General features: G+C 39.4%; 26 protein-coding genes. 14 read left to right on the plus strand and 12 right to left on the minus strand.

Features of this window, described 5'->3' with window-relative positions:
* The first annotated feature begins 27 nt into the window (after window positions 1-27).
* From M3P19_RS08820 to M3P19_RS08850, 7 genes are all read left to right on the plus strand, one after another.
* Entirely contained in the window at window positions 28-336 is a 309-nt protein-coding gene (locus M3P19_RS08820) for a hypothetical protein (RefSeq protein ID WP_249657300.1), read from the plus strand.
* Between the two features lie 78 nt (window positions 337-414).
* A complete protein-coding gene (locus M3P19_RS08825; protein ID WP_249657301.1) occupies window positions 415-2,007 on the plus strand; it encodes a SulP family inorganic anion transporter in 1,593 nt (530 codons plus the stop codon).
* Window positions 2,008-2,013: 6 nt separating this feature from the next.
* A complete protein-coding gene (locus tag M3P19_RS08830; RefSeq protein ID WP_249657302.1) occupies window positions 2,014-2,829 on the plus strand; it encodes a universal stress protein in 816 nt (271 codons plus the stop codon).
* 24 nt (window positions 2,830-2,853) lie between these two features.
* On the plus strand, window positions 2,854-3,480 hold the full coding sequence (locus M3P19_RS08835; protein ID WP_249657303.1) for a carbonic anhydrase family protein: 627 nt from the start codon (window positions 2,854-2,856) through the stop codon (window positions 3,478-3,480).
* Between the two features lie 109 nt (window positions 3,481-3,589).
* Window positions 3,590-5,443 (plus strand): SulP family inorganic anion transporter, encoded by a 1,854-nt coding sequence (locus M3P19_RS08840; protein ID WP_417953682.1) that lies wholly within the window; start codon window positions 3,590-3,592, stop codon window positions 5,441-5,443.
* A gap of 139 nt (window positions 5,444-5,582) precedes the next feature.
* Entirely contained in the window at window positions 5,583-6,602 is a 1,020-nt protein-coding gene (pheS, locus tag M3P19_RS08845; RefSeq protein ID WP_249657305.1) for a phenylalanine--tRNA ligase subunit alpha, read from the plus strand.
* A gap of 104 nt (window positions 6,603-6,706) precedes the next feature.
* Window positions 6,707-7,999 (plus strand): Zn-dependent hydrolase, encoded by a 1,293-nt coding sequence (locus M3P19_RS08850; RefSeq protein WP_283777927.1) that lies wholly within the window; start codon window positions 6,707-6,709, stop codon window positions 7,997-7,999.
* A gap of 12 nt (window positions 8,000-8,011) precedes the next feature.
* Here M3P19_RS08850 and M3P19_RS08855 read toward each other — a convergent pair whose 3' ends face one another.
* Both M3P19_RS08855 and M3P19_RS08860 read right to left on the minus strand, forming a co-directional pair.
* A complete protein-coding gene (locus M3P19_RS08855) occupies window positions 8,012-8,665 on the minus strand; it encodes a lysoplasmalogenase (RefSeq protein ID WP_249657307.1) in 654 nt (217 codons plus the stop codon).
* Window positions 8,666-8,679: 14 nt separating this feature from the next.
* Complete coding sequence (locus M3P19_RS08860; protein ID WP_249657308.1) at window positions 8,680-9,153, minus strand: CYTH domain-containing protein; 474 nt, start codon at window positions 9,151-9,153, stop codon at window positions 8,680-8,682.
* Window positions 9,154-9,180: 27 nt separating this feature from the next.
* Between M3P19_RS08860 and dinB the strand changes: the two genes are divergently transcribed.
* Window positions 9,181-10,278 (plus strand): DNA polymerase IV, encoded by a 1,098-nt coding sequence (dinB, locus tag M3P19_RS08865; RefSeq protein WP_249657309.1) that lies wholly within the window; start codon window positions 9,181-9,183, stop codon window positions 10,276-10,278.
* 38 nt (window positions 10,279-10,316) lie between these two features.
* Entirely contained in the window at window positions 10,317-10,895 is a 579-nt protein-coding gene (locus M3P19_RS08870) for a TetR/AcrR family transcriptional regulator (RefSeq protein WP_249657310.1), read from the plus strand.
* A 46-nt stretch (window positions 10,896-10,941) separates the two neighbouring features.
* On the opposite strand, the gene M3P19_RS08875 is transcribed toward M3P19_RS08870, so the two are convergent.
* The 4 genes from M3P19_RS08875 to M3P19_RS08890 all read right to left on the minus strand — a co-directional run bounded on the left by M3P19_RS08875 (window position 10,942) and on the right by M3P19_RS08890 (window position 13,046).
* Window positions 10,942-11,334, minus strand: a complete 393-nt coding sequence (locus tag M3P19_RS08875; protein ID WP_249657311.1) for a plastocyanin/azurin family copper-binding protein — start codon at window positions 11,332-11,334, stop codon at window positions 10,942-10,944.
* A gap of 33 nt (window positions 11,335-11,367) precedes the next feature.
* The gene (locus M3P19_RS08880; RefSeq protein ID WP_249657312.1) at window positions 11,368-11,916 is read right to left on the minus strand and encodes a carboxymuconolactone decarboxylase family protein; all 549 of its coding nucleotides are present in this window, start codon (window positions 11,914-11,916) and stop codon (window positions 11,368-11,370) included.
* Window positions 11,917-11,947: 31 nt separating this feature from the next.
* Complete coding sequence (locus tag M3P19_RS08885; RefSeq protein ID WP_249657313.1) at window positions 11,948-12,106, minus strand: hypothetical protein; 159 nt, start codon at window positions 12,104-12,106, stop codon at window positions 11,948-11,950.
* Window positions 12,107-12,197: 91 nt separating this feature from the next.
* Complete coding sequence (locus tag M3P19_RS08890) at window positions 12,198-13,046, minus strand: helix-turn-helix domain-containing protein (RefSeq protein ID WP_249657314.1); 849 nt, start codon at window positions 13,044-13,046, stop codon at window positions 12,198-12,200.
* A 174-nt stretch (window positions 13,047-13,220) separates the two neighbouring features.
* Between M3P19_RS08890 and M3P19_RS08895 the strand changes: the two genes are divergently transcribed.
* A complete protein-coding gene (locus M3P19_RS08895) occupies window positions 13,221-13,742 on the plus strand; it encodes a PAS domain-containing protein (protein ID WP_249657315.1) in 522 nt (173 codons plus the stop codon).
* Here M3P19_RS08895 and pyk read toward each other — a convergent pair.
* The 5 genes from pyk to M3P19_RS08920 all read right to left on the minus strand — a co-directional run bounded on the left by pyk (window position 13,739) and on the right by M3P19_RS08920 (window position 18,095).
* The gene (pyk, locus tag M3P19_RS08900; protein ID WP_249657316.1) at window positions 13,739-15,181 is read right to left on the minus strand and encodes a pyruvate kinase; all 1,443 of its coding nucleotides are present in this window, start codon (window positions 15,179-15,181) and stop codon (window positions 13,739-13,741) included. The genes M3P19_RS08895 and pyk overlap by 4 nt on opposite strands.
* Before the next feature lie 2 nt (window positions 15,182-15,183).
* Window positions 15,184-15,648: an IPExxxVDY family protein gene (locus M3P19_RS08905; RefSeq protein WP_249657317.1), complete on the minus strand. Its 465-nt coding sequence runs from the start codon at window positions 15,646-15,648 to the stop codon at window positions 15,184-15,186.
* A 112-nt stretch (window positions 15,649-15,760) separates the two neighbouring features.
* Window positions 15,761-16,498 carry a ribonuclease III gene (rnc, locus tag M3P19_RS08910; RefSeq protein WP_249657318.1) on the minus strand — a complete coding sequence of 246 codons (738 nt, stop codon included), beginning with the start codon at window positions 16,496-16,498 and terminating at the stop codon, window positions 15,761-15,763.
* Window positions 16,499-16,510: 12 nt separating this feature from the next.
* On the minus strand, window positions 16,511-17,761 hold the full coding sequence (gene fabF, locus M3P19_RS08915; protein ID WP_249657319.1) for a beta-ketoacyl-ACP synthase II: 1,251 nt from the start codon (window positions 17,759-17,761) through the stop codon (window positions 16,511-16,513).
* Between the two features lie 100 nt (window positions 17,762-17,861).
* The gene (locus M3P19_RS08920; protein ID WP_009778413.1) at window positions 17,862-18,095 is read right to left on the minus strand and encodes an acyl carrier protein; all 234 of its coding nucleotides are present in this window, start codon (window positions 18,093-18,095) and stop codon (window positions 17,862-17,864) included.
* Between the two features lie 162 nt (window positions 18,096-18,257).
* Between M3P19_RS08920 and purN the strand changes: the two genes are divergently transcribed.
* The 4 genes from purN to M3P19_RS08940 all read left to right on the plus strand — a co-directional run bounded on the left by purN (window position 18,258) and on the right by M3P19_RS08940 (window position 22,424).
* Window positions 18,258-18,818, plus strand: coding sequence for a phosphoribosylglycinamide formyltransferase (gene purN / locus M3P19_RS08925; protein ID WP_249657320.1), 561 nt, complete (start codon window positions 18,258-18,260; stop codon window positions 18,816-18,818).
* Window position 18,819: 1 nt separating this feature from the next.
* Window positions 18,820-19,455, plus strand: a complete 636-nt coding sequence (locus M3P19_RS08930; RefSeq protein ID WP_249657321.1) for a ribonuclease H1 domain-containing protein — start codon at window positions 18,820-18,822, stop codon at window positions 19,453-19,455.
* 97 nt (window positions 19,456-19,552) lie between these two features.
* Window positions 19,553-20,479 (plus strand): PfkB family carbohydrate kinase, encoded by a 927-nt coding sequence (locus M3P19_RS08935; protein WP_249657322.1) that lies wholly within the window; start codon window positions 19,553-19,555, stop codon window positions 20,477-20,479.
* Between the two features lie 46 nt (window positions 20,480-20,525).
* Window positions 20,526-22,424, plus strand: coding sequence for an amidophosphoribosyltransferase (locus tag M3P19_RS08940; RefSeq protein ID WP_249657323.1), 1,899 nt, complete (start codon window positions 20,526-20,528; stop codon window positions 22,422-22,424).
* Window positions 22,425-23,214: 790 nt separating this feature from the next.
* Here M3P19_RS08940 and M3P19_RS08945 read toward each other — a convergent pair.
* Window positions 23,215-23,604, minus strand: a complete 390-nt coding sequence (locus M3P19_RS08945; RefSeq protein ID WP_249657324.1) for an IPT/TIG domain-containing protein — start codon at window positions 23,602-23,604, stop codon at window positions 23,215-23,217.
* Between the last annotated feature and the right edge of the window lie 107 nt (window positions 23,605-23,711).

The following is a 23,711-nucleotide window of genomic DNA, read 5'->3' on the forward strand; positions in this document are numbered from 1 at the left end:
TTATTTTTGTTTTAAAGAGTTAGAATTTTGTTGAAGACCATTGCACATCCCTTAATTGGTTTTCTGCTAATATTTTCCATATTGGCACCTTCCGTTATACAATTGGTTGACAATGATTCTCCAATTGCCATACTTATGGATTCCTCTGAGGAAGAAAAGAACAACGATCAAGAATCTGAAAAGAAGATGGGTGAAAAGGATATGTATTTAAACCCGTGTTCTTTAGCCCAAAATATCATCGATCAAAATAGTAGAGCCGAAGTACTCGAACAATCGTTCATCCTTTTGGATGCGACTTCCGAGATTTTTCTTCCACCTCCCGAACAGATGGTTTAATATCCAGCCCTTTTTAACATCAATTTTAAACCGCCTCCAACCTAAAAACAATTAAGGAGGCATCAACTTTTCATTATCATGTTCAAGCATATTAAAAGTGACTTGCCTGCAAGTATCGTAGTATTTTTTGTTGCCTTACCATTATGTTTAGGTATTGCATTAGCCAGTGGAGCCCCATTATTTTCCGGGCTTATTGCTGGCATAATTGGTGGTATCATAGTAGGTGCCCTTAGTGGTTCCCACATTGGTGTTAGTGGGCCAGCTGCTGGTTTGGCAGCAATTGTATTAACAGCTATAGGCTCTTTAGGAGGTTTCGAGAATTTTTTAGTTGCTGTTGTACTTGGTGGTCTTATCCAAATATTGTTCAGTATTTTAAAAGCTGGTGTAATCGCATATTACTTTCCATCATCTGTGATCAAAGGAATGTTGACCGGTATTGGTATCATCATCATTCTTAAACAAATACCACATTTCTTTGGCTACAACGACAGTCCAGAAGGTGATTTTGCATTTATTCAAATGGACGGTGAAAACACGTTTAGTGGAATTTTCAATGCTCTAAAATCCATTAGCCCTGGAGCAACCTTAATTGCCATTGTATCCTTGGCTATTTTAATCCTATGGGATAAAGTATTAACTAAAAAAGGTAAAATTTTTCAGCTTATACAAGGGCCCTTGGTGGCCGTAGTGTTAGGAATAATCTATTATGCGGTTACAAAAGATGACGCTTACTGGGGAATAGGCTCTGAGTTTTTGGTAAGTGTACCTATTCCTGAGAGCTTGGAAACTGCTAGCAACCTCTTAAGTTTTCCAAACTTTGCCGTAATTACCAATACCGAAATCTGGATCACCGCATTTACGATTGCATTAGTAGCTAGTTTGGAGACACTTTTATGTGTTGAGGCAACCGACAAATTGGATCCTTTGAAGAGAACAACCCCAACCAACAAGGAATTGTTTGCACAGGGTGTTGGTAATACCGTTTCTGGCTTGGTAGGTGGTTTACCTGTAACCCAAGTAATTGTAAGAAGTTCCGCAAACATTCAATCTGGAGGAAGAACTAAGGCCTCTGCAATCATTCATGGTTTTTTCCTTTTGATTTCAGTTATCCTAATTCCAAAGTTGTTGAATATGATTCCGCTATCTGTCTTGGCTGCGATTCTGTTCATCGTTGGATATAAACTTGCGAAACCTGCATTATTCAAGAAAATGTATACCCTTGGATGGAAACAGTTTGTTCCATTCGTTGTAACCGTAGTTGGTATCGTGTTTACAGATTTGTTAGTTGGTATTGGCCTTGGTTTACTGGTAGGTATTGTTGTAATTCTACTTAAGAGCTACCAAAATTCACATTTCTTGCATATTGAAGATAAAAGTAATGGCAAGCATAAAATTAAAATGACACTTGCCGAGGAAGTGACGTTCTTTAACAAAGGAGCCATCCTTAAAGAATTGGATAGTCTTCCAAACGACACTTATTTAGAACTTAATGTTCTGAATACACGCTACTTGGACAACGATATCATCGAAATCCTGGAAGATTTTGCTTTTAAAGCAAAACAGCGAAACATAGACATTCAACTGGTGTCCGAACGAGGTATTGAAGAAAATCCTGCCAGTTATATCGAATTCTTTAGAAATCGACCAAAAGTGAATCCTGTTTTAAAGTAAAACAACATGGAAAATGGAAAATATAAAATACTAGTTCTTTCCGATTTGCGGAAAACGACTGAAACCATTTTAAAAAATACCGCCAATTTGGCCAATATGATTGGTGGTGATATTGCAATGTTGCATGTAAAACAGCCATTGGGTGTAGTAAAACAAGACAACCAATTATCGGCTGTAAGGTCCATAAACGATACGTACACCTCAACAAAAAAACACATACAGCAGCTCGTACGACCTATCCAAGAGGCGTATGGTGTCAAAATTGATACGTCTTTTAAAGTTGGCAACATAAAGGAACTCATCAACAAAAAGATTGAGGCCTATCATCCAGATATTATTGTCTTGGGACAACGAAAATCCTCCAGATTCAACTTTTTGGGTGATGGGATTGTCAAACATATCATGTCCAAATTTGAAGGATTGGTAATGATTGCTTCCCACGAACATAGCATGAATGCAAATAAGGATTTATCCTTAGCTGTAATCAACGGCAATCCTGATTCCATGAAAATAGAATTGATGGACAAGTTGATGAAGTGGACCACCAAACCACTCAAATCCTTCAAGATAGCTACTGGTGAAAATACAGCTTCCACGGATGGACAGTTGAAGAAAGGTATGGTTGAATATACTTTTCAACCCCAGGATAATGTAATCAACAATATGTCTGCCTATTTGTCTCGAACCAATGTAGACCTGTTGTTTGTGGATTTTGCAGATGCAGCAAAAGCCAACATCAACGTAAAAAATGTAATTGGTAAATTTAATGTGCCATTTCTTTTGGCTGGAAACCGAAAGGCACAAAGTACAACAACGCTATAACTTAAAAAGAATAATAGAAGTAATATGAAAGCACATACTAAAGAAACACAAGCCGCTATTTCACCTCAGAATGCACTTGAACTATTAAAAGAGGGAAACAAACGCTTTGTGGATAAAAGCCCAGCAGATCGTGATTTACTGGAACAAGTAGCACAAACATCCTCTGGACAATATCCTTTTGCCACTATACTTAGTTGTATAGATTCAAGAGTATCCGCAGAACTGATATTTGATCAAGGTGTTGGTGATATCTTTAGCGCTAGGGTTGCCGGAAACATCGTGAATGAGGATATATTGGGCAGCATGGAATTTGCTTGTAAGTTGGCGGGCACCAAGATCATTGTGGTTTTGGGCCATACCGCCTGTGGGGCAGTAAAAGGTGCTTGTGACGATGCCAAAATGGGTAATCTTACTGAACTTTTGAGTAAAATCAAGCCTGCTGTTAATGCAGTGGCAGAACCATCCGATGCATCTGCCCGTACCTCTGCCAATATCGATTTTGTAAATAATGTGGCGGAAACCAATGTACGCTTAACAATGGATAACATTAGAACCCAAAGTCCGGTATTAAAAGAAATGGAGGACAATGGAGAAATCCTTATCGTTGGTGGGATGTATGACATCAACAATGGAGTGGTGAGTTATATGTAACTCATTTCAAATAATAGAATTTAAAGGCCAATGTTAACATTTCATTGGCCTTTTTTAGGTTTCAAAAATTGCTATCTTAACCTGCGATAACAACTATCAATTGTCGGCTATGTTTAAGCATTTAAGAGGTGACCTTTTTGGAGGTATCACTGCTGGAATTGTCGCCCTTCCATTAGCCTTGGCTTTCGGTGTTAGCTCTGGTTTAGGACCAAGTGCTGGACTATACGGCGCAATTTTCATCAGCTTTTTTGCCGCATTATTTGGGGGTACCAGTACCCAAATATCTGGTCCAACCGCACCAATGACTGCGGTTAGTATGGTCGTTATTGCCAGCATTCTTGCAGTCCATGATGGCGATGTGAACAAAGCACTGCCCATAATTCTAGGCGTATTCTTGCTTTCCGGTATTTTGCAGATTGGTTTGGGATTGATTGGATTGGGGAAATATATCAAGTACATCCCCTATCCTGTGGTATCGGGATTTATGACCGCCATTGGGGTAATTATTCTCGTAACTCAAATATTGCCAGCGGTCGGCTATTATCCAAAAGAAGATGAAGCCTATGTTGCAGAGTTCAAAGCGGCAGCTGAAGAAGAGATATTAGAAAACATCCTTAAGGAAGAAGCCGGAGAGGGTATATTGGTCCTGGAAGACTTTGAGGAAACGATAAAAAGAGCCGAGCAAATCACGGAGGCGGATATGCTCAAAGAAGCTAAAACATTGGCGGCCAATAAAGCTTCTGGTGTTTTGGGAACTTTTAGAGTCCTAGGCAGGGCCCTGCAGCACATAAATTGGCTTGAATTGGCACTTGCGTTGGCCACTATTTTCATCATTTACGGATTCAAACGAATTACTACTGCCATTCCAAGCACTTTGGTGTCATTAATCGTGGTATCCGGTATTGCTTATGGTTTTGATTTGCCCTATCGTCCAATTGAAAAAATTCCTGAAGGGTTGCCCTTACCGCAGCTTGGTATTTTCACGGAGTTTAAACTATCAGAACTAACACCATTCATATTTACAGCATTGACCTTATCGCTACTTGGCGCAATAGACTCCCTTTTAACCTCTGTTGTGGCCGACAATATGACGCAGACCAAACACAAACCTAATAAGGAATTGGTGGGGCAAGGTATTGGGAATAGTATTGCCGCAATATTTGGAGGAATCCCAGGTGCAGGTGCAACGATCAGAACAGTGGTCAACATAAATTCAGGAGGTAAGACCCGGCTTTCGGGCATGATCGCAGGAATTTTACTTTTGGTAATTCTATTGGCACTTGGCCCGGTAGCTTCACAAATTCCTGCCGCGGTGTTGGCGGGCATCTTGGTTACCGTAGGCATTGGCGTTATGGATTACAAAGGTTTAAAGGCAATCCCACACCTGCCAAAAGACATTAAAATTGGACCACTAAAGCTAAGTTCTGAAGTTATAATCATGTTGGTTGTCATGGTATTGTCTTCTATATGGAATTTAGTTTACGCCGTGGGGATTGGATTGGTCATCGCCTCCTTGATGTTCATGAAGAAAATTGGCGATCTTACCGCTATTCGTTCTGATGTAAAACCTTTAAAGGAAGAAGCTTGGGAAGACGAAAAAGAATTCCCAAAAATCTTAAAAGAGGAAGTATTCATTAAGCACATTAAAGGGCCGTTGTTTTTTGGGTCAACGAATGAATTTCTACAACTGGCTGAACAAATACCGGATACGGCAAGTCATGTGGTAATTCGTTTGGACCGAATGCAGTATATGGACCAATCCGGTTTGTACGCCATGGAAGACGTGCTTCAAGACCTTAAGAAAAAGGACATCAATGTAATGTTCGTCGGAATCCTGGAGCAACCAAAATACATGATGGAACGCATCGACATAATTCCTGATTTGATTCCATGGGAGAGTATTTTTGAAGATTTTGATGACTGTCTCGATTGGATCAAGGACAATGTTGAAGATACCGACTAGCATTTAAAAGCACAGTTGTATTTCTTTTTTGAGAATTCCTATTCACATTATTATTTTTCTCTGATTGTAGATCATTGGCTCCTAGCCCTCATATTCAAAGACAATTTGCTAAATTTGTCGCCCAATAGCGCCAACAGACATGATTGATACAATAAAGGAGCATCTAAATGAAGTAGCGAATTTCACTTCTACCTCCAAAGATGAGATTGAAGCGTTCCGAATTAAATATTTGGGCAAAAAGGGCCTTTTGAACTCTTTCTTTGCTGAGTTCAAGAATGTGCCAAATGATCAGAAAAAAGAATTTGGGCAGGTTATCAATCAGTTAAAAACCGATGCAACGGATAAGGTAAATGCCCTAAAAGCCGCATTGGAAAATCAAGCTGAAACAACCGGTAAATATGGAGATTTAACCCGTCCGGGAGAACCCATAGAACTTGGGGCAAGGCATCCCATATCCATCGTCAAGAATCAAATCATCGATATATTTTCCCGTATCGGGTTCAATGTTTCTGAAGGGCCAGAAATTGAGGACGATTGGCACAATTTCACGGCATTGAACCTTCCTGAATACCATCCAGCAAGGGACATGCAGGACACCTTTTTTATTCAAACAGACCCTGATATTCTTTTGCGTACACACACGTCCAGCGTACAGGTTCGTTACATGGAAAATAACCAACCGCCTATTCGAACCATTTCCCCTGGAAGAGTATATCGTAATGAAGCTATCTCCGCTAGGTCGCATTGCTTTTTCCATCAAGTGGAAGGGCTGTATGTGGACAAGAATGTATCTTTTGCAGATTTGAAACAAACTTTGCAATATTTCACTTCTGAGATGTTTGGGAAATCAAAAATCAGATTACGCCCATCATACTTTCCATTTACGGAGCCCAGTGCAGAGGTTGATGTGTATTGGGGGCTGGAAACTGAAACCGACTATAGAATGACCAAAGGCACAGGTTGGTTGGAAATTATGGGTTGCGGAATGGTTGACCCCAATGTATTGCAAAACTGTAATATTGACCCTGAAGTATACTCTGGTTTCGCATTTGGAATGGGCATTGACAGAATCGCATTGCTGCTCCATCAAATTTCCGATATCCGTTTGCTTAGTGAAAACGACATTCGCTTTTTAGAGCAATTCAAGTCTTCTATTTAGGATTCCCGATTTCTGGCATTGGTATTCGATTCCAGTCACTTATAGATATATGGTTACTCTTTTCTAACTATATTTAATAACGGCTAACACTCTAGAATTACCATATGATTGCTAAATATATCAGTTGCTTTTTGTTTTTAATATCATTTCTTGGCATTAGTCAAACCAATGCTATTAAAGTAAATCAGGAAAGACTAGAAAATCGAATCTTTGAATTGGCAAAGTTTGGACTTCAGGAAAATGGAGAAACCGAACGGGTAGCTTTCAGTGATGCTGACATTGAAGCCCGGAAATGGGTTATGGAAACCTTGACTAAACAAGGACTGGATGTTTCCATTGATTTTGCTGGTAATATTATAGGTTTGCGCAAAGGGAGCAATTCAGAATTAAAACCCATTTCCTTTGGTTCACACATAGATCGCGTGCCAAATGGTGGTAATTATGATGGCTGCGTTGGCATAATGGCGGCTTTGGAGGTCATCGAAACCTTAAATGAAAATAAGTTAACAACACGTCACCCCTTAGAAGTGATCGTGTTCTCTAATGAAGAAGGTGGGGTAATGGGTAGTCGTGCTATGTCCGGTCATTTAGGAAAAGCAGCTTTGGATGTTGTTAACTCGACAGGCTATTCTATGGGCGAAGGCATCATGCGGTTAGGTGGCGACACGACCAGAATAGCAGAAGTTCAGCGAAAAAAAGGCGCTATGGCCGCCTTTTTGGAATTACATATTGAGCAAGGTGCCATATTAGAAAAAGAAAATCTGGATATCGGTATTGTTGAAGGTATAGTGGGATTAAAATGGTGGGATGTTGAGTTTACTGGATTTGCCAATCATGCCGGCACTACTCCTATGAATTCTCGTCAAGACGCACTATTAGCAGCCGCTAAATTTATTGTGGCCGTAAATGAGATCACCAATAGTTTTGAAGGAGCACAAGTGGGAACCGTTGGAAGAATTAAAGCCCAACCCGGAGCACCAAATGTTATTCCTGGTAAAGTGGTAGCCAGTCTGGAAATACGAGACCTTTCCGCTGAAGTGATTGAAAAAGTGTATCAAGCCATAAAAGCACGTGGTGAGATTATTGCTAAGGAGAGCAATGTAAAAATCAGCTTTAGACCTTTGGATACCACAGCAGCCCCTGCGCTGACAGACAGCACAGTTCAAAAGGAAATTGAAATTGCGTCCACTTCTCTTGGACTTTCGCATAAATATATGCCGAGTGGAGCTGGTCATGACGCACAAGACATGGCATGGATAGCTCCAACGGGGATGATTTTTGTTCCTAGCAAAGGTGGTATTAGTCACTCACCAAAAGAGTTTACCGCTGCGGTAGATATGGCCAATGGGGCTAATGTACTATTGCAAACCATCCTATCCTTGGATAAGAAAATGTAATCAAGTAAGTGCTCACTTCTTATACCCGTCCAATATAATATATGTTGCATTGGCAATCAGTGCAATACTTAACCAATAGGTAGTTAAAATAACCGCACCGGCAAATTCGAAGGCTGTTTTGAACTTATTTATTGCAATCACGGTATCTGAGAACATAAACAACAGTACAGCTATTCCAATTAAGGCATATGAAGACTGTTTCCTTTTAAAATATAAGCTTGCACCTTGCCATGCCATAAATACAATTACTAAAACATACAAAGCAACTGGACCAGTTAAAGCTCCTAAATCATTTCTTAACCACAGGAATAGGCCTACGCCAATACTTACTAGCAATAAGAATATCCAACGATTCGTCTGAAATCCTTCTAGTTGAATAAATCCGGAGGCGAAGCACAAATGACCAATTAAAAAAGACCCCAATCCAAAAACAAAGTAATTATCATTAAGAAGAAAAATATCCCCAATCAAACAGAAAAGAAATGCCAAAACCAGTAGTAATTTGAATCTGAACAGATTAGGAGGCCCTTTTATGAACAAAACCATCATGATACTAATTGTAGTCAATGGCTTAAGGATTGCATAAAGTTGTTCCTGCCCAAAAAAATCCATGCATATGGCAGTTACTGCGCATATCACTGCCAGCACATTCAATACTGCCTTCAACCTGGATTTGTTCCTTACCAATTTGAATACGGGTTCTTACTTAATTGAGAATTATAATATTTCACATCGCCTGTAACTTCTTTGCCCAACCAATCCGGTTTTTCAAATACCTCATCTTCATGCTGAAGTTCAATTTCAGCAACAATTAAACCCTTGTTTTCCCGTAAAAATTCATCCACTTCATAAACATGTTTACCAACTGGAACATGATACCTTACTTTTTCCAAGATTCCTGGCTCACATAAATCTATAAGATTTATGGCTTCTGACGGAGTGATTTGGGTTTCCCATTCAAATCTTGTGGTTCCAGAATCATTCCCTATTCCTTTTACGGTCAAAAATGCTTCTTCACCTTTAAGTCGAACTCGGACCGTTCGCTCAGGGTGGGTATTCAGGAACCCTTGAATTATTTTAATATCCAAAGTTGAATCTACTTTGAACGCATTCGATTTCACTAAAAATTTACGTTCTATTTCCAAGTGTTCCATCAATCTAAATATACCCTAAATTTGGGTATGGAGTTGGATTTTCCAAAGCGAAAAATCATACATGTGGACATGGATGCCTTTTATGCATCGGTGGAACAATACGATAACCCAGATTTAAAAGGAAAACCAATTGCAGTCGGTGGTGGTTCCAAACGAGGGGTGGTGTCTGCAGCTAGTTATGAAGCCCGTAAATTTGGAGTCCGAAGTGCAATGGCAGGTTACATCGCAAAGAAAAACTGCCCTGACCTTATTTTTGTCCGTCCTCGTTTTGATCGTTATAAAGAGGTTTCAAATCAAGTACGGGATATTTTCTTTGAATATACGGACTTGGTAGAACCGCTATCCCTGGATGAAGCCTATTTGGATGTTACGCAGAACAAAAAAGGGAATCCTTCTGCAACACTTATTGCCAAAGAAATTCGTAAAAAGATATTGGATAAAACCGGATTGACCGCCTCAGCTGGAATCTCCATTAATAAATTCATAGCCAAGGTTGCAAGTGATTACAACAAACCCAATGGCCAAAAAACAGTAAACCCTGAAGAAGTCATTCCTTTTTTGGAAGCATTGGACATTCGCAAGTTCTATGGCGTTGGAAAAGTTACGGCAGAAAAGATGTACAAACTTGGTATTTTCACCGGACTCGACCTTAAGAAAAAACCCCTTGAGTTTCTAGATCAACATTTTGGCAAAAGTGGCAGTTACTACTATCACGTTGTTCGAGGAATTCATACTAGTGAAGTTAAACCTCATCGTATTCCCAAATCAGTTGGTGCCGAGCGAACCTTTAGTGAGAACTTAAGTAGCGAAGTTTTTATGTTGGAAAAATTGGACAGTATTGCCGGAGAGCTGGAACGCAGGCTGCAAAAATCCAAAATTGCGGGTAAGACCATCACCTTAAAAATAAAATATAGCGATTTTACCTTGCAGACCCGGAGTAAGACCATTCCCTATTTTATATCTAATAAGGAACTGATCTTGGAAACCGCAAAGGAGCTATTGTATCAATCTGAATTGCAGGATTCTGTCCGCTTATTGGGTATCTCATTGGCCAATTTAAACACTGAAAAGAAAAAAGCGGCAGAGAAAGAAAGCGTTTCGGTTCAGCTAAAAATTGAGTTTTAGTATTGTTCGACTAATCATTTCTTGTTTAATTTGTAGTAGTGCAACGTCCTGAATTACACGAACATATTATAACCACTGCTGGCAATCTATTTTATGTAAATGGCTACAACGCCACTGGCATTAACGAAATAGTGGAAAAATGCAATATTGCAAAAGCCACGTTGTACAGTCATTTTAAATCCAAGGAAGATATCTGTATTGCCTACTTACAACAGCGTCATGATGCCTTGCTAGCATCCCTAAGGCCATTTGTATCCAGACGTAAGAACGGTAAAAATCAATTGACAGCCATATTTGATTATTTACGTGATCAGTATCGTGAAGAGAATTTTCACGGGTGTTGGGGTTTAAAAACCTTTGGTGAGCTTTCTCCAAAGCAGAAAAAAATCAGCAGCACAATTCAAAAGCAGAAAAAGGAACTTTTGCTTTACCTAGGCGAAGTAGTTGCGGAAAATGTCAATAATGTCTCGAAAGCGGAAATAGAAAAGTATTCTGGTGGATTATACTTATTGTATGAAAGTGCAGCCACTGAGAGCCATCTCTTTAAAAACGATTGGCCGATCTACATGGCAAAAAACATGGCCAGCAACTTGTTTGAAAATGCGGAGATAAACTAAAAGCCCCTTCAAATTGAAGAGGCTTTTAGTTCCAAACATCATAACATTACTTCACCGTCAAAATGTTATCGGTTGATGTTGGGTTCAAAGGACAGAAATATACATACTCCCCTTTTTCCAATTTAGTAGGTTTGGATGTTTGAGATGCTCCTGTTTTAACAGGTTTGGTTACATATGCAGTCTGAATGTGATTTTCAGGTTTGCTAATGTCTTTTCCTTTTTTCACCAAAACGAAACCTACATCATGACCTACACCATTGTTTGAAATATCAAAAACATAGGTGCCTTCAGACACTGTAATCTGCTTTTGGGTAAACTCACCAGCAGTTTGTTCAAGTGCCAAAGTCTTTACCGCAGCATCTTTCATCATCTTGTCTTGGGCGTTGGCAGAAAATACCAAGCCAATGGTCATAACTAAAATTGCAATTGTGTTTTTCATCTGTATCGATTTAAATAATTGGGTTTATAAATATTAAGCTTCTACTGTTTGAAGTGGTTGAGCTACAGGAAAATCAACAGGGATATCCGTAGTATTGTTGATGTAATTGGAAATGGTCTTGTCACCTACCAAAACAATGGTGTCAATCAAGTTTTCCTTTGTCCATCCTGCTGAAAAGAAGTTCTCAACTACAGATGCATCGGTAGTTCCTCTATTTTCAGTGATGTTTTTCGCCAATCTTGCCAAAGCATCCAACTTATTGTCAAAAGATGCTCTTCCTGAACGCAATTCCAATATCTGATTATCTGTAAAACCATTCATTTTACTAATTGCTGTGTGCGCGGACAAACAGTAAAGACAACCGTTTACTTCACTTACGGCAAGATTTACTACTTCTTTTTCCTTAGTTTTCAAAGAGGTCTTTGCGTTAGAAAGGTTCAAGTAATTGGCCAATGCATTTTCAGAATGTGCGTAGGTTGCAAAAAGGTTGGGAACAAAACCTACTGCTTTTTCCAAATTATCGAATATAGCTTGGTTAGCTTCACTAACTTCTTCTCTTTTAGGTACATTAAATGTGCTCATAGTTCTAATTTTTATTTTGTTGTTATATGGATTAAAAATTCTTTACAAAGGGTTTCTCGGCATCACAATAGAAATCATGATGGTGTTTTTGGTCACAATGTGATTCAGATATGATGGGTTGAGGTGCCGGTTTGTTAACCGCTCTAAAAATCTCAATGAGATTGAAAAGTGATTTTTCGTTTGCTTTCATCTTTATCTTGTTTTTAATTACAGTGCAAAGATGTAGCGAAAGACAAAGGGAGTGTTAGCAGGAATTTCCCGATGACTTGCCTAAATTTCCCTTAGGCCATTTCTAAAGCGTTTTCTCGGTATTCTGAGGGGGTCATCTGTGTCATTTTCTTAAAAAAACGACTAAAATGTGCAGGGTCATTAAACCCTAATTCAAACGCGATTTCCTGATTTTGCTTTCCGGTAAAGTGAATCAGTCTTTTTGCTTCCAACGCCAGCCGGTCCAAAATTATTTGTTGTGGCGGTTTCTGATTGTAGATTGAAAATAAGTTGGAAAGTGTCTTGGGTGATTTAAACAACATTTCAGCGTAGTCGCTCACCTTTCTTTTGGATTTATAATGCAAATCAACCAAGTAGTTGAATTTTCGAATAACATCAATTTGGTCATTATTAAGGGACTTAACTATTAACTGCTCTTTTGCCAGTCTAGTAGTCATAATGATAAGGCGCTTCAACAACATTTGAAGCATGTCTCCTTGTATGTTATCTGGTGTAGAAAATTCTTCAACAAATACATCAAACCATAAATTGAACTTTTTCAGCTGATCTTCAGGAATGGTAACTATGGGGAGGTCCTGTGTTCCAAAAAATAAGATGCCGTTACAAGAGACCTCACTATCATGATCGGAAATGCAATAAAACTCCCGATTGAAAAGTACTGCCGCCAAAGGCAAATCGGTTTTGGCAAATGAAACATGTTGCAAATAGGTAACCGTCACCAATTGATTTGGTTGCAGTACCAATTCTAAATCATCCACAATCAAAGTAGTGGCTTCTGTATTTCTGTTCCAGAGGAATTTAATGGTATTTGCAGTAGAAGAAAACCTAAGATTATCTTCTTTTATGTTCTCCGTAAATCCAAGAATTGATCCTAAATTTGGATCCTTAAATTCAAATTTCATAGGTCTTTTCCCCTTCTTTTATTGCCAAATTTCTGCGGTTTTCCAGTATTTAGTCCATTTCTTTTGTTGATACTTACAGGAATTTTCGCAGCTTAAAAGGCATAAAATATTAAACAACAATGTTAATGTTGCCCATAAATTTTAGCGTGAATTTTCCTTTTTATAGTATTGAATATGAAAAAGATGGAATCTTATGACGATGCGGCCCATAAATTTTATGGGGGACAGAACATACAGGGATACCCGTTACAGTCCATGGACGTATATGCAAAATTCTTTGATAAGTTATCCATGAATCTATTGGATATCAAAGGATTGACATCTCTAGCCACAGATTTAAAATGGCAGGACATCAATAATTTTGATGAGGAAATTTTGGATAAGCAACACATCATAGTGGTAACAGATGCCCAATTGAAAATTGTTTATGCAACTCAAAACATGGTCGAAATGAATGGCTACTTACCGCATGAGGTTATTGGTAAAAGTCCGAAAATGTTCCAAGGAAAAAGTACCTGCAGAACAACAACACAAACCGTTTCCAATGCCATTAAGAACAGACAACCTTTTGAAGTAATTCTAACCAACTATAGAAAAAATGGTACTACCTATGAGTGCCATATCAAAAGCACCCCAATCTTTGACAGAAAGGGGAAACTTGTGAATTTTATTGCGTTTGAAAGAGAGGTCGCCTAGAAACTACAGCTTTCTATCTCTGTAACCCTTAGCGTATTTACCATTCCCTTGTCCTTAATTGGCATGGCTGCAAGACTGATGAGCATATCCCCTACATCAAGATATCCTTTTTTACATGCTATTTGGTTCACGTCCTCAATGGTTTCATCTGTGGAAACATACCTATCATAAAAGAAGGCCTTAACCCCCCAAAGTAGATTCAATTGGGTCAGAATCCTTTTGTTTGATGTAAATACGAGTATGTGCGCACTTGGTCGCCAAGCAGAAATTTGAAAAGCAGTATAACCACTATTGGTAAGTGTTGAAATCGCTTTTGCTTCAATCTCGTTGGCCATTATCGCCGCATGATAACAAACTGATTTTGTAATATATCGTTTGGTGCGAATGTGTGGTGGTGTCTGCGGAACGGAAATTAGATTAGACCCTTCAACACTAACAAGGATACTTGCCATTTTCTCAATCACCTGTACAGGGTAATTCCCTACTGATGTTTCACCAGACAACATCACAGCGTCAGCTCCATCCATTACCGAGTTGGCCACGTCATTCACCTCTGCCCTCGTTGGCGTAAGACTTGTTATCATGGTTTCCATCATCTGGGTTGCGATGATTACTGGTATACGTGCTTTCTTGGCTCTTAGCACCAACTGTTTTTGAATTAGCGGTACTTCATGAGCTGGAACCTCTACTCCTAAATCACCCCGTGCGACCATAAGTCCATCACAATAAGCCACAATTTTGTCTATGTTATCCACCGCTTCCGGTTTCTCAATCTTGGCTATAATTGGAATTTTATGTTCCGAATTCTTGTTGATCAGGCTTTGAAGATCCATTAAATCCTGACTATGTCGTACAAAAGATAATGCAATCCAATCTACATCCTGGCTGATTGCAAATTCTGCATCCTTGATATCTTTTTCAGTCAAAGCCGGTAATGAAATATCCGTATTAGGTAGATTCACTCCTTTTTTGGATTTCAATGGTCCACCTTGAATTACCTCGGCTTTTACTTCATTTTCGCCATTGGTGGATTTTACTTCAAAAATCAGTTTCCCATCATCCAAGAGCACACGCTCACCGGGTTTTACATCTTTTGGGAAATTCTGGTAATTCATATATACCCTGCTTGCACTGCCTTCAAAAGGCTCTCCAGTTGCAAAAGTAATCTCGTCACCGGGCGCAACCACGGCCTCCCCACCCATAACACCAACACGTAATTTTGGTCCTTGCAAATCCGCAAGAATCGCAGTATTGGTTTCAAGTTCGTCATTTAGTTCTCGTATCAATCGAATTCGCTCCGCCACGTCGTCATGGGACGCGTGAGAGAAATTAATACGGAAAACATCCACCCCAGCTTCCATCATTTCCTTTAGCACTTCCTTCTTGCTTGTTGCTGGGCCTAACGTGGCTACTATTTTTGTTTTTTTAACGGCTGGCATTGTTAAAAGATTAAATTTCTTCTTGATTTTAAAGTTTGGGTTTCCAAGGGATAAGCTGTTACCACTTTGGATATGGTATTGATTGATTTGATTTGTTGAACCAGAGTAGGGCCATCTACCCCGTCCACTTTCAATAAATAATCAACTTCCTTGCGTTCTTTAACCAGGTAATCTGTTCTTAAAGCAGTACGGTTTTGAAACAATCCATCTGAGGGAACTGTTTCCTCTACTGCACACTTATTGGAAATCAATGTCCAATAAGTATCGCTTAATTCATCATCCCAGTCAAAAACTGAAAAAGTCAAATCCTGATTTACCTGCAAATCACTATTCCTTCTTTGCAGGTGTAAACCACAGACATCATTGATGGCATATCCCATGGCAAAATCTTCCAGCCCACTATGAATTGCAATGAGCTGAAAATTGTCATCATAAAAATCCTCAGATATCTTATGTGTTGTCAACATGTGTCTAACGCGAACTGTAAATATACTTCTAATTCCCTTATTTGGCCTAGATTAATGGGAACAAACAGAGATTTTACACTACGAAAACGTTTGAGTTTACGGTAATTTAAAGTCAGCTATTTTCTATTCGGCTTTGAAGTGCAAAATAGGCTCTTTTCGAAGCTTTTTCTTCCGCCTTCTTTTTTGAAGTGGCCCTGGCTTTTGCCATTACCCGTTCGTTAATGGTGAGTTTTACGGCAAAATGCTTTAGTTCATCGTTGCCGGTGTCTTCATAAACATCGTAATGGAAGGTCTTCTTCTGTTTTTGGCACCATTCAATGAGTAAACTCTTGTAACTGATTACCTTTCCTTCCAATTGTTCTATATCCACATAGGGCATTATTACCCTTTGATTGATAAACTTTTCACAATAGGTATATCCTCTATCCAGATAAATGGCCCCCACAAGTGCCTCAAATACATTGCCATGGATGTTTTCACCAAAATGGGTCTTAGGAATTCTACTCTCCACATAATGGAGCAGTTTAAGATCTTTACCTAATTCGTTCAAGTGCTTTCTACTTACAATCTTTGAACGCATTTTGGTCAAATAACCTTCATCCCCACCGGGCACTTGATTGTATAAATGTTTTGAAATAATAGTCCCCAGCATGGCATCTCCCAAAAACTCAAGTCGTTCATAATTCATTGGGTTGCCGTCCTTGTCCCTTCTATTTACGGAACGGTGCAGAAAAGCTTTTTTATAAATGTCAATGTGCTTGGGTTTAAACCCAAGAATTGATTTGATGCCCAAAAAAAAATCCCCATCCGGTTTTGGATGGGAATTGAATATTTTGGAGGTAAATTTCATTATACTACAAAACTACCCTATTTTTTTGAACAATACACAGGCATTGTGTCCGCCAAAACCAAAAGTATTGCTCATTGCTACATTTACATCTCGCTTTTGAGCCTTGTTCAATGTAAGGTTCAAAGTAGGGTCAATGTTTTCATCCACAACACTGTGATTGATTGTTGGTGGTACTAAACTATGTTCCATTGCCAAGATAGAAGCAATAGCTTCAATGGCACCAGCGGCACCAAGCAAATGCCCCGTCATGGATTTGGTTGAGTTGATATTGATGTTTGGCGCATGTGCCCCAAATACCTTGGAAATGGCTTTCAACTCAGCAACGTCACCTAGAGGTGTTGATGTTCCATGTGTGTTGATGGCATCTACGTCTTCAGGTTTTAATCCTGCATTTTGCAAGCAGTTTTCCATTACCCGTACAACACCAATTCCTTCTGGATGCGGTGCTGTCATATGGTGTGCGTCACTTGACAATCCACCACCTAATACCTCGGCATAGATTTTGGCGCCACGTGCTTTGGCATGCTCGTATTCTTCCAGAATCAAGGCTCCTGCTCCTTCTCCCAGAACAAAACCGTCCCGCGTTGCATCAAAAGGCCTTGACGCTGATTCAGGACTATCATTTCGCGTAGAAAGCGCGTGCATAGCGTTGAAGCCGCCCATACCTGCAATCGTTACAGCTGCTTCACTTCCTCCTGTTACAATAACGTCACAATGCCCTAGTCGAATGTAATTAAGTGCATCGATCATGGCATTCGCTGAGGAGGCACAAGCAGATACCGTAGTATAGTTGGGACCCATAAAGCCATGCTTTATAGAGATGTTCCCTGGTGCAATATCTGCAATCATTTTAGGTATAAAGAACGGATTGAATCTTGGCGTACCATCACCTCCAGCATACCCTATCACTTCGTTTTGGAAAGTTTCCAATCCACCAATACCGGCTCCCCAAACAACGCCAACTCTAAATTTGTCAACGGCGTCCAGGTCAATTCCAGAATCAGCAATGGCTTCATCAGAAGATACCAAAGCATATTGGGCAAACCTGTCCAATTTCCTGGCTTCCTTCCTATCAAAATAATCTTGAGGATTATATCCTTTAAGTTCGCAAGCAAACTTGGTTTTGAACTTGTCCGTATCAAAATACGTGATGGGAGCGCAACCGCTTTTCCCAGTTTTAAGTCCCTCCCAATAAGCCTCTAAATTGTTACCTATAGGTGTTAGTGCACCCATTCCAGTAACTACAACTCGCTTTAACTGCATTGAACTATGTTTTACCCTTATGAACCTAAATTATAAAAAAATTATCCATGTGATGATCATCACATGGATAATTTAAAATCTTTAGTAAAATATCATAAAATTACTTCGCTTCTTCTATATAGCTAATGGCTTGACCAACAGTTGCAATGTTTTCTGCTTGGTCATCTGGGATTTGAATGTCAAATTCTTTTTCAAACTCCATGATAAGCTCAACAGTGTCCAAGGAATCTGCGCCCAAATCGTTAGTAAAGCTAGCTTCCGCTACTACTTCATTCTCATCTACACCTAGTTTATCAACGATGATAGCCTTTACTCTTGATGCAATGTCTGACATAATTATATCGGTTTTAAAAATTTTAATCGGGGCAAAAATATAAAACTTTGGATTAAATACACTATTTGTCGATAAAATGTACCTCAAATTAAACATCTTACGCTCTAGTACTGTACATTAGCTATCGGATAATACAAGGGGAATTAGTCCTAGAATTTGAATATGAAACGACTTGTTATTTTAGCTTCTGGAAGTGGTTCCAACGCTGAAAATATTATAAATTATTTTTCTGGTAACAGCAATGTGGAAATAGCTGCAGTGCTAACCAACAAGCAGAATGCCAAAGTTTTGGACCGTTGTGCCCGATTGGATGTTCCTGCAGTTTATTTCAACAAATCCCTTTACAGCAGTCCAAAATTCCTTACCCTATTGGACGGTTTCAATCCAGACCTTATCATACTTGCAGGGTTTTTATGGAAAATTCCAACTGAGCTTGTGGTAAAGTTTCCAAATAAAATCATCAATATCCATCCTGCTTTGTTACCCAAATACGGTGGCAGGGGTATGTATGGAAGCAAAGTCCATGAAGCAGTAAGGGAAAACAACGAATCGGAAAGTGGCATAACAATTCATTATGTAAATGAGAATTATGATGAAGGTGCCATCATATTTCAGGTATCAACGGCAATCGACCCATTAGATACTGCTGAAAGTATTGCACAAAAAGTACATCAGTTGGAATATGAGCATTTTCCGAAGGAAATTGAAAAACTACTGATCTAGAATGGCCAAGAAGCAAAAATTCTATGTGGTTTGGAAAGGAAAACGACCTGGAATCTATGAGTCCTGGGACGATTGCAAAGCACAAATTGAAGGTTTTAAGGGTGCGCAGTACAAGTCTTTTGCAAAATTTGATCTAGCCAAAAAAGCATTTAACGGAAACTACGCTGATTATAAGGGAAAGGGACAAAAAGAAAAGGAACTTTCGCCAGAAGAATTGCTACGCATTGGTGAGCCCAATTACAACTCTATTTCAGTGGATGCAGCATCTAGCGGAAATCCAGGTAAAATGGAATACCAAGGTGTTGACACTAAATCCAAAAAACGCTTGTTTAAACAAGGGCCTTTTGAACAAGGAACCAATAACATTGGAGAATTCTTGGCATTGGTACATGGCTTGGCCTTTTTAAAAGAACGCAACAGTAATCGCATCATTTATTCGGATTCCCGCATAGCCATAGGTTGGGTACGGAAGAAAAAGTGCGGTACCAAACTACAAAAGAACGCAAAGAACGCTCAACTTTTTGAGCTTATAGAACGTGCGGAAAATTGGCTCAAAAAAAACAGGTTCAACACACCTATCGTAAAATGGGAGACAAAAGCATGGGGGGAAATTCCTGCTGATTTTGGAAGAAAATAAGGGAGTTAACCATTCAATTTCACGGCATTTTCTTAATTAAATGCCAAGTGCTGGTAAATGGAATATCTAACCGTATATTTGCAGCAAATTTTAGCAAATGGGCAAATTGCTGATTGTAGGCAGCGTGGCTTTCGATGATATTGAAACGCCATTTGGGAAGAGTGACAAAATTTTAGGTGGAGCCGGTACCTTTATTGGTTTAGCGGCGTCCCAGTTTAATTTGGAATCTGCGGTTGTTTCCGTAGTAGGAGATGACTTCCCGCAGGAATACCTTGACTTATTTACCGAACGCAACATTGATATTTCAGGTATTGAAGTTGTTCAGGGGGGTAAAACCTTTTATTGGAAGGGGAAATATCATAATGACTTGAATTCCCGTGACACCTTGGTGACTGAATTGAACACCATGGCAGATTTCAACCCAATTGTTCCCAACAATTTTAAAGATGCCGACGTGGTCATGTTGGGCAATCTTCATCCAAACATTCAACTAGGTGTAATAGATCAGATGGAGCAACGACCAAAATTGATCATTGCGGATACCATGAATTATTGGATGAACCATACATTGGATGAATTGATGGAAATGATTTCAAAAATTGATGTCATTACAATCAATGATGAAGAAGCTAGGCAATTGACCAATGAGTATTCCTTGGTAAAAGCCGCAGCAAAAATCCATGAAATGGGACCCAAATATGTGGTCATTAAGAAAGGAGAGCATGGAGCCCTATTATTCCATAACGAACACGTTTTCTTTGCTCCGGCCTTACCATTAAAAGAAGTTTTTGACCCAACAGGTGCAGGTGATACGTTCGCGGGTGGTTTTGCAGGACATCTAACAGAAGCTCAAAACATATCATTTGAAAGTTTAAAAAATGCCATTATCCATGGATCTAATTTGGCTTCGTTTTGTGTTGAACGTTTTGGCACGGAGCGCATGCTGAATTTGAAAAAGGAAGAAGTGAGAGCGCGTCTTATGCAATTTAAGGAATTGACGCAATTCAATATAGAGTTAACATAAATTATCGCCCTGAAGAATTTCGGGGCTTTTTTTATTTGATTTTTTTATGAGTGATGCCATTAAGCACGAATGCGGAATATCAATGATCCGTTTGCTTAAACCGCTAGAATACTACAAGGAAAAATACGGTACAGCATTTTATGGGGTAAATAAGATGTACCTCATGATGGAAAAACAGCACAATCGCGGACAAGATGGTGCTGGCTTTGCAAGTATCAAAATGGACATGAATCCCGGGGAGCGTTATATGAGCAGGGTGCGTTCTGCACAGCAGCAACCCATACAGGATATCTTTGCCCAAATTAATGAAAGGATCAATACCGCACTGGAGCAGAATCCCGAATATGAAAATGATGTTGCACTCCAAAAAAAGAACATACCTTATATAGGTGAACTCTTAATGGGTCACGTAAGATATGGCACCTTTGGTAAAAACAGTATCGAAAGTGTTCACCCCTTCTTACGCCAGAACAACTGGATGCATCGTAATCTTATCGTAGCTGGTAATTTTAATCTCACCAATGTTAATGAGCTTTTTGGGAACTTGGTGGAATTAGGTCAGCATCCCAAGGAAATGGCGGATACCGTTACCGTCATGGAAAAAATAGGTCATTTTCTGGACGATGCCGTCGCCAAGCTCTATAAACAAATCAAGAAGGAAGGGTATAACAAAAGGGAGGCTTCACCACTAATCGCTGAGCGATTGAATGTTGCAAAAATTTTACGAAAAGCTTCCAAAAACTGGGATGGCGGGTATACCATGGGAGGTCTACTTGGGCACGGTGATGCATTTGTGGTTCGTGATCCCGCTGGTATTAGGCCCGCCTACTACTATCAGGATGACGAAGTTGTTGTTGTAGCATCTGAAAGACCTGTGATACAAACTGTGTTTAATGTTGGTTATGACGAGGTGAAGGAATTGGATCCTGGTCATGCGGTGATTATCAAAAAGAAAGGTACAGTCCACTCTGAAGAAATATTGGAACCAACTGAACGGAAAGCATGTTCATTTGAACGTATATACTTTTCCAGAGGGAGTGATAAAGAAATTTACCAAGAAAGAAAGATGCTTGGTAAATTGGTATTTCCTCAAATACTCAAGTCCATTAATAATGACTTGGTGAATACTGTTTTCTCCTATATTCCAAATACTGCGGAAACTTCATTTTTTGGAATGGTGAAAGAAGCTCAGAACTATTTGAATAAAAGAAAAGAAGAACAGATTCTCGAACTTGGAACCAACATCACCGCGGAGAAACTGAATAAAATCTTAGATGTGCGACCAAGGATTGAAAAGGTGGCCATAAAAGATGCAAAGCTCAGAACCTTTATCACCCAAGACAGTAGTCGTGACGATTTAGTTGCCCACGTTTATGATATCTCTTATGGTTCGGTAAAGAAAGGTGATAATCTGGTAATCATAGATGACAGTATTGTTAGAGGTACCACCTTGAAGAAAAGTATCCTTAAAATATTGGACCGTCTATCCCCTAAAAAAATTGTAGTTGTTTCATCCGCTCCACAAATCAGATACCCTGACTGTTATGGAATAGATATGGCAAAGTTGGAAGACTTTGTGGCGTTTAAAGCTGCTCAAGCTTTACATGAAGATCATGGCACTACTTCCAAAATTAAAGAGATCTATGAAAAGTGTTTGGCACAAAAAGATTCCAAGGATAAGGAAGTGGTCAATTACGTGAAGGAATTCTATGCGCCATTTACCGCTGATCAAATTTCAAAGAAAATTGCTGAAATACTAAGTCCAAAAGGAATCAAGGCAGAGGTTGATATTATTTACCAAAGTATTGAAGGCTTACATCAGGCTTGTCCCAAAAATTTAGGGGATTGGTATTTTACTGGAGATTACCCAACCCCAGGAGGTAACCGGGTAGTAAACCGGGCGTTTATCAATTTTTACGAAGGGAAGAACCAAAGAGCTTATTAAGGAAAACCCGTATTTAGTCGATTTTACAGTGCGTTTCATCGATGAAATATGCAGATGGTCGGATTTATGCCCTCTGGGCAGCCCACAAACCTACTTTAGTATTGCCATAGCATAAGTAGGTTAAGTTCATGGTAAGATTTGGGGCAAAAAAGGTGGAAGCTATTCCACCTTTTTTATTTTACCGTTTCTTCCCCAACCTGCAATTCAATCGAAAAAACATCTCAATACTGTATTTCAGCTAAGCAACTGGGCGTTTATCTAAAAGCTTCTTCAAAGCGAGTTGGTCTGCCTTACATTTGGAGGACCATAGCATAAGTAGGTTAAGTTCATGGTAAGATTTGGGGAAAGCGACCGGAGTAATCTTCGGTCGCTTTATTTTTGGGGTATCCACAACCATTGCGTAGTCCTTTTCCTTGTTTCCCGTACGTTCCCATTACAATACTTGTCGTTCACCCAAATTACAGGAGTTTCGTCTAAAAGCTTTCATTTAAACCATGCCTCTGCATTACTTTTGGAGGACCATAGCATAAGTAGGTTAAGTTCATGGTAAGATTTGGGGAAAGAAGGCGGAGCGTGCTCCGCCTTCTTTATATTTGAGTCCCAATGATTTACCGAAATTCCGCTTCTAAAACATTCTCAGCTTTTTAACCGAAAATCAAAAAATTCCTCAAAAACTTTTGTTATTTCTCACAATACCAGTAATTTAGTTTCGCCATAGCATAAGTAGGTTAAGTTTATGGTAAGATTTGGGACGAAAAGGGTGAGGGCTTCCTCGCCCTTTTCTATTTACTCAATTCTGGTCATCTTTTTGGTTGTCAGCAGACAGTTTTAGATTTTCAGAAATCACCTTAAAATTCGTCGCACTGCTAACTTTAATTCCGTTTACAGTTAGTGTTATTGGACCCGTTGTAGCCCCTGACGGAACCGTTACCACCAACCGGGTGGTGCTAGCGGTAATTATTTCTGCTTTCTTGCCATTAAACTGAATGGTGTTGTCCTCCAAAAAGTCACCAAAACCCTTTCCTTCCAAGACCACAATTTCACCTATTGGACCCGTTGTTGGTTGCACACTGGAGATTGTAGTTACCGTTCCATCAAAGGTGTCCACATCATCCTTGTTACAAGCAAATGCAGCAACTAGCAATAACAATAAGAAGTTCGTATTGGGCGGCTTAACCATGACTTGTTCGCTTTATCATGAACAAAGGAACAGGCTTTACTAATGCTATTTATACGCCAATTCACGGATGCCTGTTTTGAATTGACAAATAGGCGATTTCAATTGAT

The organism is Flagellimonas spongiicola, assembly GCF_023502425.1.
Lineage (GTDB): Bacteria > Bacteroidota > Bacteroidia > Flavobacteriales > Flavobacteriaceae > Flagellimonas > Flagellimonas spongiicola.